General features: G+C 68.4%; 12 protein-coding genes. 10 read left to right on the forward strand and 2 right to left on the reverse strand.

Translation table 11 applies throughout. The annotated features are described in order from the left end of the window. Positions 1 to 37: 37 nt before the first annotated feature. Positions 38 to 430, reverse strand: a complete 393-nt coding sequence (locus AB1L88_RS05795; protein WP_367095690.1) for a gamma-glutamylcyclotransferase — start codon at positions 428 to 430, stop codon at positions 38 to 40. 414 nt (positions 431 to 844) lie between these two features. On the opposite strand from AB1L88_RS05795, the gene AB1L88_RS05800 reads away from it, so the two are divergent. The 5 genes from AB1L88_RS05800 to AB1L88_RS05820 all read left to right on the forward strand — a co-directional run bounded on the left by AB1L88_RS05800 (position 845) and on the right by AB1L88_RS05820 (position 6,251). Beyond that, positions 845 to 2,155, forward strand: coding sequence for a hypothetical protein (locus AB1L88_RS05800; RefSeq protein WP_367095691.1), 1,311 nt, complete (start codon positions 845 to 847; stop codon positions 2,153 to 2,155). Positions 2,156 to 2,270: 115 nt separating this feature from the next. Beyond that, positions 2,271 to 3,578: a hypothetical protein gene (locus tag AB1L88_RS05805; protein WP_367095692.1), complete on the forward strand. Its 1,308-nt coding sequence runs from the start codon at positions 2,271 to 2,273 to the stop codon at positions 3,576 to 3,578. Between the two features lie 168 nt (positions 3,579 to 3,746). Then, complete coding sequence (locus tag AB1L88_RS05810; protein WP_367095693.1) at positions 3,747 to 4,880, forward strand: aminotransferase class V-fold PLP-dependent enzyme; 1,134 nt, start codon at positions 3,747 to 3,749, stop codon at positions 4,878 to 4,880. A 70-nt stretch (positions 4,881 to 4,950) separates the two neighbouring features. After that, the gene (coaD, locus tag AB1L88_RS05815; protein WP_367095694.1) at positions 4,951 to 5,457 is read left to right on the forward strand and encodes a pantetheine-phosphate adenylyltransferase; all 507 of its coding nucleotides are present in this window, start codon (positions 4,951 to 4,953) and stop codon (positions 5,455 to 5,457) included. Positions 5,458 to 5,579: 122 nt separating this feature from the next. After that, positions 5,580 to 6,251 (forward strand): hypothetical protein, encoded by a 672-nt coding sequence (locus AB1L88_RS05820; RefSeq protein WP_367095695.1) that lies wholly within the window; start codon positions 5,580 to 5,582, stop codon positions 6,249 to 6,251. Between the two features lie 59 nt (positions 6,252 to 6,310). Here the strand turns inward: AB1L88_RS05820 and trpE are convergent, their stop codons facing one another. Continuing rightward, a complete protein-coding gene (gene trpE, locus AB1L88_RS05825; RefSeq protein WP_367095877.1) occupies positions 6,311 to 7,807 on the reverse strand; it encodes an anthranilate synthase component I in 1,497 nt (498 codons plus the stop codon). A gap of 399 nt (positions 7,808 to 8,206) precedes the next feature. Between trpE and AB1L88_RS05830 the strand changes: the two genes are divergently transcribed. The 5 genes from AB1L88_RS05830 (at position 8,207) to AB1L88_RS05850 (ending at position 13,945) form a co-directional block, all read left to right on the forward strand. Beyond that, positions 8,207 to 8,722, forward strand: coding sequence for a UvrB/UvrC motif-containing protein (locus AB1L88_RS05830; RefSeq protein ID WP_367095696.1), 516 nt, complete (start codon positions 8,207 to 8,209; stop codon positions 8,720 to 8,722). A 76-nt stretch (positions 8,723 to 8,798) separates the two neighbouring features. Next, complete coding sequence (locus AB1L88_RS05835; RefSeq protein ID WP_367095697.1) at positions 8,799 to 9,290, forward strand: UvrB/UvrC motif-containing protein; 492 nt, start codon at positions 8,799 to 8,801, stop codon at positions 9,288 to 9,290. Then, positions 9,287 to 10,357 carry a protein arginine kinase gene (locus AB1L88_RS05840; RefSeq protein ID WP_367095698.1) on the forward strand — a complete coding sequence of 357 codons (1,071 nt, stop codon included), beginning with the start codon at positions 9,287 to 9,289 and terminating at the stop codon, positions 10,355 to 10,357. The genes AB1L88_RS05835 and AB1L88_RS05840 overlap by 4 nt, the downstream gene beginning before the upstream one ends. Positions 10,358 to 10,697: 340 nt before the next feature. Beyond that, entirely contained in the window at positions 10,698 to 11,420 is a 723-nt protein-coding gene (locus AB1L88_RS05845; protein WP_367095699.1) for a DnaJ domain-containing protein, read from the forward strand. 710 nt (positions 11,421 to 12,130) lie between these two features. Next, entirely contained in the window at positions 12,131 to 13,945 is a 1,815-nt protein-coding gene (locus tag AB1L88_RS05850) for an RNA polymerase sigma factor (protein ID WP_367095700.1), read from the forward strand. The last annotated feature ends 535 nt before the right edge of the window (positions 13,946 to 14,480 follow it).

Below are 14,480 nucleotides of genomic sequence, written 5' to 3' on the forward strand. Positions count from 1 at the left end.
TCCCCTCTCGTGGTGGTTGAACGCTTCGGCGGCCCTCTCACCGGCTCAGATCAATCCGAGGCCCCTCCCAGCGAGGAATCGGCCCCACCGCCCGCCCCGGAATCGGGTGCGGATAGACATAGACCCACACTGCCCGCCCCCTCCGAGTCCGCACCGCGACCCGGAGGAATTCGCCCTCCTCCACCCCTTCATACGGATCCAGCACCTCGATCAGTTCGGTCGGCCCGACCTCCCGCACATGCCCCTCGACCCATCCCGCCCCCGGGTCGTCCCAGTCGACCAGCGCCGGATACGGCCCGAGGTCGTACAACCTTCCCCGCACCGCGTCGGCCTCCCACCCCCGCCGTTCGGCATCGGCCGCATCGACCGGCCCGAGTGTGCCGTACGCGAACAATGCATCTGGCCCGATCCCGTTCGAGGAGTCACTCATCGGATTCAGGCCCCTTTCGCCCACCCCGCGACGAGCAGCCACCGAAAGACGCGTTCCGGGCTCGGGACGTTCCCCCGAACTCTTACAAGCATCTCAGCCCAAGCGTGGCTGGAGAACCTCGGTACTCGCACCGACTCATTATTATTATGGTACGGACCTGACTACCACGTCAGGAAAACGCCAACCCCCGGTTACGCCTCTCGTTGCCACTGATGACCGAGCGGGACCCGCATCCCATCGCAACGCCCCACATCCCTCCCTGATTTCAGGATCCCGATATCGCGTCCCGACGCGATCTCGCCATGTTGACCGATTGCAGCGTAACGACTCGCGTCGGCTGATCGGTTCTGGTACGCTTACGACGCGTGAGATCCGACCATGTATCCATGGATCGAATATCTTGAGGCTGGCGCGATGAGTCGCTCGATGTTCCGGGTGAGTGCCGCAGTGCTGTGTGCCCTGGTCCTTGGCGGTTGCGCCAGGGAACGACCCGACACCGAGGCTCACGCCGAGACCGAGGAGGGCACGTCCCTGTCCGGCGCCTCGGTCGGCAGTCCCCCCACCGATGACGAGTGCTGGGAGTACGGCGCGGCGTTCGAGGAAGCCCTCCTTTCGTCCGACCCCGGAGCTTTGTCTCGGTTGATCGACTGGCAGGCCGTGGTCGATCAGGCGACCCGCGGCATCGACGCCCCGGCGGACGTGAAACGCAACTTCTCTCGCGGCTTCCTCCTGGTCAGCCAGGCGGGTTATAACGGCCTGGTGAACGGCCTGATCGAGACGACCAGCCAGGGCGGCAGATGCACGCCGCTTCGCCTGATCGGCGACGAGGATCGACGCGGCATCCGGATCCGATTGCTGTATTCCGATGGGGCCCTCAGTTATCTCGATTGTTACCTCGCACGCCGGGCTGACGGCTCGATCAAGGCCGTCGACGTCCTCCCCTACGGCGTCGGCGAGACGATCGTTCAGAGCGCGCGACACGGCTATCTCACCACCGTGGCTCGATCGCAGCGAGACCTCATCGATCGGTTGACAGGCAAGGATCGAGAGCTGATCGCGTATTTGCCGACGCTCTCCCAAATGAACGTCGATCTGCAGGCGGGGCAGTACGAGGCCGTGCTCACCGCCTATCGGAGCTTGCCCGAATCGTTGCAGAAGGAGCGTCTCTTCCTCGTGCTGCGTTTCTCGGCCGCCGCTGAAATCGACGACGACGACGCGTACGCGGCGGCCCTGGCCGACTTCCTCGAGTATTTTCCCAACGACCCCGGCGTCGATCTCCTCATGATCGATTCCCATGTCCTTCGAGGCGAATTCGACGAAGCGCTGGCCGCAATCGATCGGGGAGACCGCGGCATCGGCGGCGACCCCTACATGCACCTCCTCAGGGCGCGCGTCCACATCGAACGCGAGAATGTGATCGAGGCGCGAGCGGCCATCTCCCGGGCGATCGAGGAGGAGCCCTCGCTCGTCGAAGCGTACTGGGCCTTGCTCGACCTCACGATCACTCAGGAAGACTTCGAGGAAACCGCCCGCCTGCTCGACCTGATGGCCAAGAAATTCGGCATCGAGTTCAACGACCTCGCCCAGGTCCCCGAATTCACCGCGTTCGTTGCATCGCCCCATTACAACGAATGGATTGCTCGACAGCCAACCTCCATGGTTACGCCCGAAGTAGAGCCGAACGCTCCCGACAATCCCCCCAGCGAGGCCCCCATCGATCACTGAGCCGTCCTGTCCAATTGCAGCGTAAAGACTCGCGTCCGCTGATCGGTTCTGATACACTTTCCGCCGCGTCACGTCCGACCATGGATTCATGAATCCTCTTGCCGAGACAGGTGCCATGCGTTGCTCGACGTTCCGGATGGGTGCGGCGTTGCTCTGTGCCCTGGCCCTGAGCGGTTGTGCCCGCAAGCCTCAGGGGGCCGAGGCCCAGTCGAACGCCGAGCCGGGCGCCCCCCCGGTCAGCGTCTCCGTCGGTGCCCCGCCGACCGAGGACGAGTGCTGGGAGTATGGCTTCGCGTTCGAGGAGGCCACGTTCGAGGCCGATCCCGACACCCTCTCCCGGATGATCGACTGGCAGGCCGTGGTCGACGAGGCGACCCGCGGCATCGACGCCCCGGCGGACGTGAAGCGCAACTTCACCCAGAGCTTCATCCAGGCCAGCCAGAAGGGCCAGAGCGGGCTGGTCTCCACCCTCGTCGAGACGATCAACCAGGGGGGGCAGTGCTCCCCGATCCACCCGATCAGCGGCAAGGCCAGGCACGGCATCCGGTTCCGCATGCTCACGGCCGACGGGGCGCTCAATTACCTCGATTTCGACCTGGCACGCCGGGCCGACGGCACCATCAAGGCCGTCGACGTCTTCCCGTATGCCGTCGGCGAGTCGATCGCCCAGAGCACCCGACACTTCTACCTCTCGGCCGTCGCCGAGGCCCAGCGCAGCCTGCTCGACCGCCTGACCGGCAAGGAACAGGTCCTCATCACCCACATGCCCACCCTCCTGCAGATGAACGAGAACCTCCGGACCGGGCAGTACGAGGCCGTGCTCAACGCCTATCGCGGACTGCCCGAGTCGCTCCAGCGCGACCGGCTCTTCCTCGTCCCCCGATACACCGCCGCCGCCGAGGTCGACGAGAACGAGTACGAGGCCGCGCTGGCCGACTTCCGCAAGTACTACCCCGACGATCCCAGCGCCGACCTCCTGATGATCGACGCCCACTTCCTCCAGAAGGACTTCGACGCGGCGCTTGCGAGCATCGACCGGCTCGACCGTTCCATCGGCGGCGACGCCTATCTCGATGTCCTCCGCTCCAGCATCCACATCGAGCGCAAGGATTTCGACACGGCCCGAGAGGCCATCTCCCGGGCGATCGACGCCGAGCCCTCCCTCATCGCCGCCTACTGGGCCCTGCTCGGACTGACCCTGACCCAGGAAGACTACGACGAGACGGCCCGCATGCTCGACCTGATCGCCGAGACCTTCGGCATGGAATTCACCGACCTCACCCAGGTCCCCGAGTACGCCGGCTTCGTCGCCTCCCCCCAGTACGCCGAGTGGATCGCCCGGCAGCCGGCCTCCTCTCCCGGACTCGAAGAGGGACCGACCGGGCCGGAGACTTCAAGCCCCGAAGACGACCCCGCATCCTGAACCCCCTGGCCGGATCGAGCCGGGGCGACGATCCTCGGCGGGCCCCGGCGAGATCGGCCCTGCGCCCTCCAATACCCCTCGTTTTTTCCGATCGCGATTGGCCCTTTGCCCCGGGAACGGGTAGGCTCTCGGTGTCGCACTGGATCGATCACCGAAGCGAGAGCCGAGATGGACTGGAAGGCGATCCGAGACGCCGAGTTCCCCGTGGCCGAGCACTGGGCCTACCTCGATCACGCCGCCATCGCCCCCATCCCCCGGCGGGCCGGAGCGGCCATGCGCGCCTGGGTCGCCGAGCAGGAAGCCAACGGCTGCATCCACTGGATGAACTGGCGCAACGAGCTGGAAGTCGTCCGCCGGCGGGCCGCGCAGCTCATCCACGCCGACCCGTCTGAGATCGCCTTCATCACCAGCACCACCATGGGCATCGGCCTGGTGGCCGAGGGCCTCCCCTGGGCCGAGGGGGACAACCTCGTCACCCCGGCCGAGGAATACCCCTCCAACCTCTTCCCCTGGATGAACCTCGCCTCCCGGGGGGTCGAGACCCGCCCCGTCCGCTCCCGAGGCGGCCGGATCTGGATCGACGACCTCCTGGCCGCCATGGACGACCGCACCCGGCTGCTGGCCATCAGCCACGTCGAGTTCGCCTCCGGATTCCGGAACGACCTCGACGCCCTGACCGAGGCCTGCCACCGGCGCGGGGTGGCCGTCTTCGTCGACGCCATCCAGGGGCTCGGCCCCCTGACGATCGACGTCCGCCGCACCCCCATCGACTTCCTCGCCGCCGACGGCCACAAGTGGCTCCTCGGGCCCGAGGGGGCCGGGCTCCTCTTCATCCGCTCCGACTGGGTCGATCGGCTCCGTCCGATCCTCGTCGGCTCGAACAGCGTCACCAGCTCCTACAACGACCCCGAACCGGCCTTCAGCCTCAAGCCCGATGCCGGCCGTTGGGAGGGGGGCTGCTACAACATGGCCGGCCTGCTCGGATTCGGAAAGAGCCTCGAATTGTTCCTCGAACTCGGGCCGGATCGCGTCTCGGATCGCATCCTCGACCGCGCCGAGGGGGTCCGCGAGCGGGCCCGATCCCTCGGCTGGACCGTCTTCGGGTCCGACGAGCCGGCCGATCGCTCCGGCATCGTCGTCCTCGACCGCCCGGGGACCGACCCCGACGCCGTCGTCCGGCGCCTTCGAGCCTCCGGGGTCGCCGTCAGCGCCCGGCGCGGCCACCTCCGCATCAGCCCCCACCTGTACAACACCGACGACGACCTCGACCGCCTGGCCGAGGGGCTCCGGGCGTCCTCGTAACCCTCTCCAACGCCATTGCCAGCGCAGACCGGCAGTCTCGACTCCGACTGAACGCCGGGGGGGCTTCTTCATGGAACTGTCGTCTCGAACGGCCGTCTTCACCGGGACGTTCGACCCGATCACGCTCGGGCACCTCGATGTCATCTCCCGGGGCCGCCTGCTCTTCGAGCACCTGATCGTGGCCATCGGCGTCAACCCGACCAAGCAGGTCCTCTTCCCGATCGACGAGCGGGTCGACCTGGCCCGTCGCGTCCTCGACCCGTTCGACAACGTCGAGGTCCGCGCCTTCGAGGGCCTGACCGTCGACTTCGTCCGGAGCAGCGGCGCCCGGGTCATCCTGCGGGGCCTCCGCACCCTCTCCGACATGGAATACGAATTCAGCATGACCCTGACCAACCACCGCCTCGACCCCGGCATCGAGACCGTCTTCCTCATGGCCGACGGCGAATATGCCCACGTCTCGAGCTCCCTGATCAAGCAGGTCGCCCGCTACGGAGGCCCCGAGGCCCTCGGCCGGTTCGTCCCCGCGGCCCTCGTCACCCCGATCCTCGACAAGGTCCGCGGCTCCATCGCCTAGGCCGTCCCCCGACGGCGTCGAGGCCCCCATCCCCCGTCGCGGGCCCCTTCCTCGGCGGTTTCGGCCCCGACTCCCGACCCAAACTCCCCCTCCCTCCCACTTCAACGAGGTGACATCCCCCGATGCGACCCACCGAAACGATCGCCCTCCGCCGGGAGCCCGGCCACGTCATCCGGAGCATGGTGGCACTCCTGCTTCGCCTCGGCCTCGGCCTCATCTTCCTGATGGCCGGCCTGCAGAAGCTCGACGACATGGCCGCCGCGGGCAACCCTCCCCTGGCCGAGGTCGAGGCCCTCGTGGACGACCTCGACGACGGCCTCGACGCCGACGAGGGCGACGACGCGACCACCGCCCCGGTCGAACCCGAAGCCGAACCCGCGCCCGGTGCCGATGCCGATGCCGAGCCCCGCTACCCCGAGACGATCCGATCCATGTTCGCCGACACCTGGATCGGCCGCGACCTGAAGCCGGCGCTCGACCTCTACACCGCCGTCCTGCCCATGGCCGAGGTCGCCGTCGGCGCCCTCCTCATCGCCGGCCTCTTCACCTCCCTCTCGGCCTTCCTCTCCGGCTTGCTCCTGCTCAGCCTCACCTTCGGCCAGATCGTCCTGAAGGATCCGAACGTGAACCCCGGCATGATGATGACGTACTTGCTCGTCAACGCCGGCATCCTCTGGCTCTCGCCGATCACCAGCAACTACCTCTCGCTCGACGGCCTCCTCTTCGGCTTCTTCTGGAAGCCGAAGGACGAGGGGGAATACCGCCGCGAGTACGAGGCCCCGACCCGCCACTGACCGGCACCGTCTCCGGGCGGGCCGAGTCCGGACAAGGCTGGCCCGCCCCCTCCGATCGATCAGGCCATCGGCTTCGATCGGGCCGGGGTCAGGCAATCCTGGGCGACCTCGATCGCCTTGATCATCCCCCGGGCCTTGCTCACCGTCTCCTCATACTCCGTCGCCGGGTCGCTGTCGAAGACGATCCCCGCCCCGGCCTGGATGTCGGCCAGCTTGCCCTGCACCACCAGCGTCCGCAAAGCGATGCAGGTGTCCATGTTCCCAGTCGAGTCGATGTAGCCGACGGCCCCGCCATACGGCCCGCGTCTCGTCGGCTCGACCTCGTCGATGATCTCCATCGCCCGGACCTTCGGCGCCCCGCTGACCGTCCCGGCCGGCAGCCCGGCCCGCAGTGCATCGAAGCAATCCTTCCCGGCTTCGAGCTTCCCCACGACGTTCGAGGATATGTGCATGACGTGGCTGTAACGCTCGATCTTCATCACCTCGGTCAATCGCACGCTCGACCGCTCGGCGACCCTCCCCACGTCATTACGGCCCAAGTCGATGAGCATCACATGCTCGGCCCGCTCCTTCGGGTCGGCGAGTAATTCCTCGGCGAGCGCCCGGTCCTCGTCCTCGTCCTTGCCCCGGCGTCTCGTGCCGGCGAGCGGCCGGATCGTCACCTCGCCGTCCTCGACCCTCACCAGGATCTCGGGAGACGAGCCGATCAGGCAGAACTCCTCGAACGGCAGGTAGAACAGGAAGGGGCTCGGATTGACGACCCGCAAGGCCCGGTAGATGTCGAACGGCTCGGCCGTCGTCTCGACCCGGAATCGCTGGCTCGGGACGACCTGGAACACGTCCCCGGCCTTGATGTATTCCCGGCAGCGCCGGACCGCGTCCTCATACTGCTCCCGAGTCATGTTCGAGGACGGCTGCAATCGGGGCGTCCCCCTCGTCTCCAGGTCCACCGGCGGCAGATCCGGACCCGGTCCCGAGAGCCGATCGACCAGCTCTCCCAGCCGGTCGGCCGCCCGATCGTACGCGGCCCGGGCCGAGGCCGGGTCGGCCGGGTCCTCGGGTCGGGCCTGGGCCACCACCAGCACCGTCTTCCGGATCGTGTCGAAGATCACCATCCGGTCGAAGAAGGCGAAGGCCAGGTCCGGCAGCCCCCGGTCGTCGAGCGGCGCGTTCGGCAGGCGCTCGGTGTAGCGCACCGCGTCGTACGAGGCATAGCCGACCGCCCCCCCGCAGAAGCGCGGGAGCCCCGGCAGGTGGACCGAGCCGTGCTGCCGGACCAGCCCCCTCAGGTCTTCGAAGGGGTCGGCCGAGTCGAACTCCCGACGCTCCCCCCGGCCGTCGGTCGGCTCGATCAGGACACGGTTGCCCCTGGCCTCGAACCGCAGGAACGGCTCGGTCCCGAGGAAGCTGTAGCGGCCGACCTTCTCCCCCCCCACGACGCTCTCAAACAGGAATGACGGTCCCGGCCGGGCAATCCGCGCGAACGCCGAAACGGGGGTCAATCCGTCGCTGGTCAACTCCCGATACACGGGAAAGCCGGGCGCCTGGCCGAGCATCGAGGCGAGTTGATCGGGCCGGGGATGGAGGATCGGCCGGGCGGGGGTCGAGTCGCTCATGAGCTGGCGATTGGATTCCGAAGACTTCGAGACGGGGAGGCACCTCAGCCTGACCTGGCGGAAGGGTCGATCTTAGCACCCCTCGGATCCGATCGGCAAGCACGGCACTCCCCGACACCAGGCCCCCCGTCGAGGTTCGCCCGCTCCCCGCCGCCCGACACGCCCCCGACCGTTCCCGGTTGCTTGACAGGTCGGGGGGCATCATTACAATGGAACGCGATCGTCAATGCTGATGAAACACAACCCCCCCGCGCCGCGTCTTCGCCCGATTCTCGCGGAGGGTCCGGCCGATCTCGCGGCGGGGTCCGCCGGTTGTGATCGGGTCCGGGGACCGCGGCGATGAAATGCCAGAAGTGCTCCAAGCCGGCGACTTACCACATCACCGACCTCGACCCCGAGGCCCCGGGGACGTTCGCCGTCTTCCATTTTTGCGATGAGCACGCCTTGCAGCACCTCGCCCCCGCCGCCTCCCAGCCCGAGAGCCTGCCGGTCGGCCAGCTCGCCAAGGACCTCGTCTCCGGCGCCGGTTCGACCCTCGAATCCTCCCCGGCCGACGCCCTGAGCTGCCCGAATTGCCAGATCAGCTTCGCCGAGTTCCGGAGCACCGGACGCCTCGGCTGCCCGTACGATTACGAGGTCTTCCGGGACGAGCTGATGCCCCTGCTCGAGAACATCCACGGCGAGACCCGCCACTCGGGCAAGGCCCCCAAGCGCGCCCCCCGGACCAGCCGCCTCCAGAATACGCTCATCCGCCTCCGCAACGACCTGAAGCGCGCCATCGCCGCCGAGGACTACGAGGCCGCCGCCCGCCTCCGCGACGAGATTCGGACGCTCGAACAGGAGCAGGGCCGTTGACCCCGATCGGCCTCCCCGGAACCGTTGCCGACGTGCCGCCGCCGCCCCCCGACCGACCCTCAAGGAGCCGCCTGCCATGACCTGCCAGCGCTGCTCCCGAGAGGCCTCGGTCCACCTCTCCGAGACGGTCGACGGCCAGCGTCGCGACCTGCACCTCTGCGGCCCGTGTGCCCGGAAGGCCGGCCTGACCCCGCCCGATCCGCCCCCCAACGCCGCCCTGGAAGCCATCGTCGACCACCTCATCGTGCAGCATGTCGGGGAACTCGTCGGCGAGCTGGCCCGCACCGCCTGCCCGCTCTGCGGCCTGAAGTTCATGGACTTCCGCACCGGCGGCCGCCTCGGCTGCCCGAACGACTACGAGGCCTTCGCCCCCGGCCTGCTCCCCTTGCTCCGGGCGGCGCATGGCGCGTCGAGACACGTGGGCAAGATCCCCCGCAAACGAACCCCGCCGAGCCGCTCTCCTCGACTCCGGCTCCGCGCCCGGCTTCGGGAGGCCATCGCCCAAGAAGATTACGAGCTGGCCGCCACCATCCGGGACCAGCTCCGCCAGGAGGATGCCGACCGATGAACCTTGATGCCCTGACTCGCACCTCCGGCGAGTGGCTCCGCGGCACCGGGCCCGAGAGCGACATCGTCATCTGCTCCCGGATCCGGCTCGCCCGCAATCTGGCCGATTTCCCCTTCACCAATCGCGCCAGCGACACCGAGAAGACCGAGATCGAGCGGATCTGCCGGGCCACCATGGACAAGGCCGGCCTGGAACTCGACTACCAGTCGGTCGTCAACCTCGACGCCCTCGACCGCCAGCTCCTCGTCGAACGCCAGCTCATCAGCCGCGAGCTGAGCACCGGCGACGGCCCCCGGGGGGTCGCCATCGGCCCCCGCGAGAACGTCTCGGTCATGGTCAACGAGGAGGACCACCTCCGCATCCAGGTCATGAACTCCGGCTTCAGCCTGGCCGACGTCTGGGAGCAGATCAACACCCTCGACGACCAGATCGAGGAACACCTCCACTACGCCTTCAACCCCCAGCTCGGCTACCTGACCGCCTGCCCCACCAACGTCGGCACCGGCATCCGGGTCGGCGTCATGCTCCACCTGCCCGCCCTGGCCAACACCAAGCAGATCGAGAAGGTCTTCCGCGCCCTGCACAAGCTCAACCTCGCCGTCCGCGGCCTCTACGGCGAGGGGACCCAGGCCGACGGCGACTTCTACCAGATCTCGAACCAGCAGACCCTCGGCAAGAGCGAGCGCGAGCTGATCCGCAACCTCTCCGAGGTCGTCCCCCAGATCATCAACTACGAACGCCAGGCCCGCCAGGAGTGGATCGGCCAGCGCCGCCAGCACCTGCACGACCAGGTCAGCCGCGCCTACGGCGTCCTCAAGACCGCCCACACGATCTCCAGCTCCGAGACCATGCACCTGCTCTCCAGCGTCCGCATGGGGGTGAACCTCGGGCTGATCGACGACCTCGAAATCCGGACCGTCAACGAGCTGTTCATCCACACCCAGCCGGCCCACCTCCAGAAGATCCAGGGGGAGCCGCTGGAGGTCGACGAGCGCAACATCGCCCGCGCCGGCTACATCCGCCGCCGCCTCGCCAGCGACAACCAGGCCGCCGAGGAACGCGAGTGAGTCGTGATGATCGTCTGCTCCCGATTCTCCCCGTGTCCCCAGTCGACTCCGAGCCGCGTCCTGTCACCTCGGCCTCGATCACTCGTAAAGGCCCGAGGCGAATCAGGTCCCAGACCGATTCGCCCGGGTCAGTGCTCTCTTGTCGTTCTCTTGTAGGGTCCGCGGTGCGGACCGATCCCTCGACGCCGTAAAGAGATCGGTCCGCACAGCGGACCCGACTCGGGCAACTCTTCCGAGCAATTCCGGACAGTGTTGCGGGAGACTCGATGGGCGAGCATTGATCGCCGGCGATGCCCTCCAATTCTCGGCTCCATTCTCGTGACGTGATGTGGTCTGTGCGATGCTCGAAGGCCTCCCGATCGACCCCCATACCGTCCTCGGCATCCCCCCCGACGCCGACCTCGAGGCCATCCGCGAGGCCTTCCGCCGCAAGTCGAAGAAGCACCACCCCGACGTCGGCGGCGACGAGTGGGCCTTCCGGATCGTCGTCCGCGCCTACGAGATCCTGACCCAGCGCCCCTCTGAAGTGGTTTCGCCCCCGTCCCCCTACGACTTCGAGGACCCCGACCTCGAGCACGACGCCGCCCCCTCCCGCGACTGGGCCGCCGAGTCCGAGCGCGTCCGCCCGGGCGTCCGCGACAAGGACTACCCGCCCGGCCGCATGGTCCTGGTCGAGGTCCTCTGGTTCCGCATGGAAATCGCCGACATCTACGCGCTGCTCGACCGCACCGAGGCCAGCTCCTTCAGCGGATCGCTCCACCTCACCTGGCCCGACCCCGAGACGCCCCTCGACCATCCCCTCGACCCCGTCGAGCTGCACGCCGTCCTCAGCGAGCTGGCCGACGCCTTCGACCAGGTCCGCTCCCGCCCCGGCGTCCTCAACGCCTCCAGCCGCGCCGACCGCGGCCGCTTCGAGGCCTGGCTCAGCTACGCCTCCGGCCGCGACGCCTGGACCGCCTTCACCTCCCTCCGCCCCGCCCTCAACTCCCGCCGCCTCGGCGTCCGCCAGCTCACCCGCGAGCTCACCATCCCCCGCGAGCCCGGCGAGCCGACCTCCCGTTGAGGCTCCCCGGCGCACCGATCGCGGCCCGGCGGCTCGCCGGGACCAACCCCCTCGGCCCGTCCTCAATCGGTCCCCTCGCGATCCCGGGCAGCCCGGACATCGGAGCGACTCGATCTCTAGGGCGTGTGGCCCGTGCAGGGCGAAGCGTGCCCCGGTCGAGTCAGCCCCCGACACCGCCGGGTGCCCCGGGTTCCGCGCAGCGGACCCCGGGCCGGGGGGGCTGCAAGCCCATTTGGCTCCGCCCGGGGTCCGCTCCATGGAACCCGGGGCACCCGCCGAAAAACCGTGAACCCACCGATCAAGACTTGGAGGCGGGGGTCGCGTGCCCCGGTCGAGTCAGCCCCCGACACCTGGGCTCGCTTCGCCGGGTGCCCTGGACAACGTGCCGTTGTCCGGGCGGCGAGTCCGCTCGAGGGCGAAGGTGATGCCGGGTGCCCCGGGCGAAGGTGATGCCGGGTGCCCCGGACAACGGCACGTTGTCCGGGCGGCGAAGCCGCAAGAGGTCGAAGAGGATGCCAGGCCCTTGCTCAGGCCGAGTGTCAGCCGTGTTCCTCGTCTCGCTGCGAGAATCGTGAGACACCCGGCGAACTCGGACGGGACAATACGCCCGGCTTCGCGTCCTCCTCGCCGAGAAAAATCTGTAACCTTACCCTCCCCTCCGGGCAGTATCCTTGGAGCTTGAATTCCAAGGGGAGGGGGGGCCGATCCCGATGCCTCGAATCCGGAGCGGATCCGTACTCGTCCAGATCGATCGACTGTTCAACGGCCCCGGCACGGTCGCGGGCCTGACCGAGGCGGAGTTGCTCGACCGCTTCGTCTCCTCGGGAGACGACGCCGCCTTCGAGGCCCTCGTCCGATCGCACGGCAAGGCGGTCATGGCCGTCTGTCGCCACGTCCTGCGCGACGCCCATGCCGCCGACGACGCCTTCCAGGCCACCTTCCTCGTCTTCGCCCGACGCGCCGGCTCGCTCCGGCGATCGCGGCCGATCGGCCCCTGGCTCGTGGGGGTCGCCTACCGGATCGCCTCGAAGGCCCGCGTCGCCTCGGCCCGCCGCCTGCGTCGCGAGTCCGTCGCCGCCGCCCGGCGGCCCGCGTCGCTCGCCCCGATCGACCCCATCACCTTCGACCTCGGCGCGGTCCTCTGGGAGGAGCTGGAGCGCCTGCCCGGCAAGTACCGCGACCCGATCGTCCTCTGCTGGGTCCAGGGCCACACGATCGACGAGGCCGCCCGCCGCCTCCGGTGGCCGGTCGGCACGGTCAAGGGACGCCTGCACCGCGCCCGGGAGACCCTCCGCGCCGGCCTCTCCCGACGCGGCATCACCGCCCCCGCCGCCGGCCTCGCCTCCTGGTTCGCCACCGAGTCGGCCTTCGCGATCGTCTCCCCCCCCGTGCTCCACTCCACCGTCAAGGCCGCCGTCGCCTTCGCTTCCGGCGGCGCCCTCCTCGCCGGGACGGTCCCGGCCGGCGTCTCCCTCCTCGTCCACGGAGCCCTGCGCACCATGACCCTTTCCAGGCTCGCCACCTCCGCCGTCGCCCTGACCCTGACCGGCACCACCCTGGTTGGTGGTTGGGGCGTCGTGGCCGCAATCACTAACGAGGGCGATCCCGGCCCCCAGGTCGCAAGCATCACGACGCGGGACCCGTCATCGTTCGATCCATCGTTCATTCCACCCGCACCGGGTGATGACGGCAGGAGCCGGGATGAGGCCCTCGCGGCCCTCGACCAGCATCGCCGCCGTCGATTCCAGACTGCCAAGGGAGCCTACGACGCGACCCTCGCCCTCCACCGAGAGGGCCGGGTCCCTCCCGAATCCGTGCTCGAAACCGCCCGCGCGTTCTACGATGCGGCCATCGCCCGCAGCGACGACCCCCGAGAACAGATGGACCTCCTCGATGAATTTTACGAGCGGCACGCCGACCTGATGGAGGACCTGTCGACCATGGTCGCCGAGACAGAGACCGAAGCTCCGGGAGTCTCGATCCTCGTGCAACGCGAGAAACACATGCTGGACAACTACAGGGGGCTCCCGACTCCAATCACCGAACCCCCTGGCGAGGGAGTACCGACCGCCCCCCCCGAGGACTCCTCAAACGGTCCCTCCGAAGGCTCCTCCCGCGACGGCGGTGGCTGGGGCGGCCCCGGTCAAGACCCGGCATCGAAGGCGATCAAGGACAAGCTCGACCTCTCGATCAGCATGCAGTTCGACGTCGAGACCCCGCTCTCCGACTTCCTGGACTCCATCCGCGAGGCGACCGCCGACGATCAGTTCAAGAATGGCATCCCGATCTACGTCGACCAGGTCGGGCTCCAGGAGGCTCAAGAGTCCCTTCAAAGCCCGGTCCTCATCGACCTGGACGACATCCCCCTCCGCGTCACCCTCTGGCTGGGCCTCCGACAGATCGGCCTCGCCTACACCGTCAGGGACGGGCTCCTCATCATCTCCTCTCCCGACGCCCTCGACCGCATCCTCCAGGAAGAGCCCATCTTCCAGGGCCTTCCCTTCCCCGGCGTTGCCGGTTTCTGAAGCGATTCGACTCCATCAGGCCCGGCCAGTCGCCATTGATCCTCGGGCCATCCCGTGCATCGTCGCCCTCACGACCTCCCAACCCTCCCGGCGAGGATCGCCCCTCGCCGGGCCCTTTCCCCCCATTCCCCGGTTCGATCCGTGCCCATCCGTGGCCAGACTCGCCGGAGATTTCCCCTCGCCGCCAGGATTGTGTGACTGCGGCCCCGATTCCCCACGATGATACAGTCATCCGGTCTCGCCATGCGTATCGCCCTCGGCAGGACTCGCGGCCGCCTCCCGGCCTCTCGTCGTGCCCAGCGGACCCCCGCCTTCCCGATCTTCGGCGACCTGATCAGACCAAACCATCGATGAACCTTCGATACGCCACCTCCACAAACAGCCATGCGACCACACACGCACGTTTCCTGTCCTCCTGCCCGATTCAGCAGGGCCCCTTCAGGGCAACTGAGCGCGCTTGCCCATGCTCCGAAAGCGGACGGGATCACTGCCGTAAGGCCCTGGAACTCGCCTCGCCGGGACTCGGGACCACCGA

The sequence above is a fragment of the Tautonia sp. JC769 genome, from assembly GCF_040717455.1.
Lineage (GTDB): Bacteria > Planctomycetota > Planctomycetia > Isosphaerales > Isosphaeraceae > Tautonia.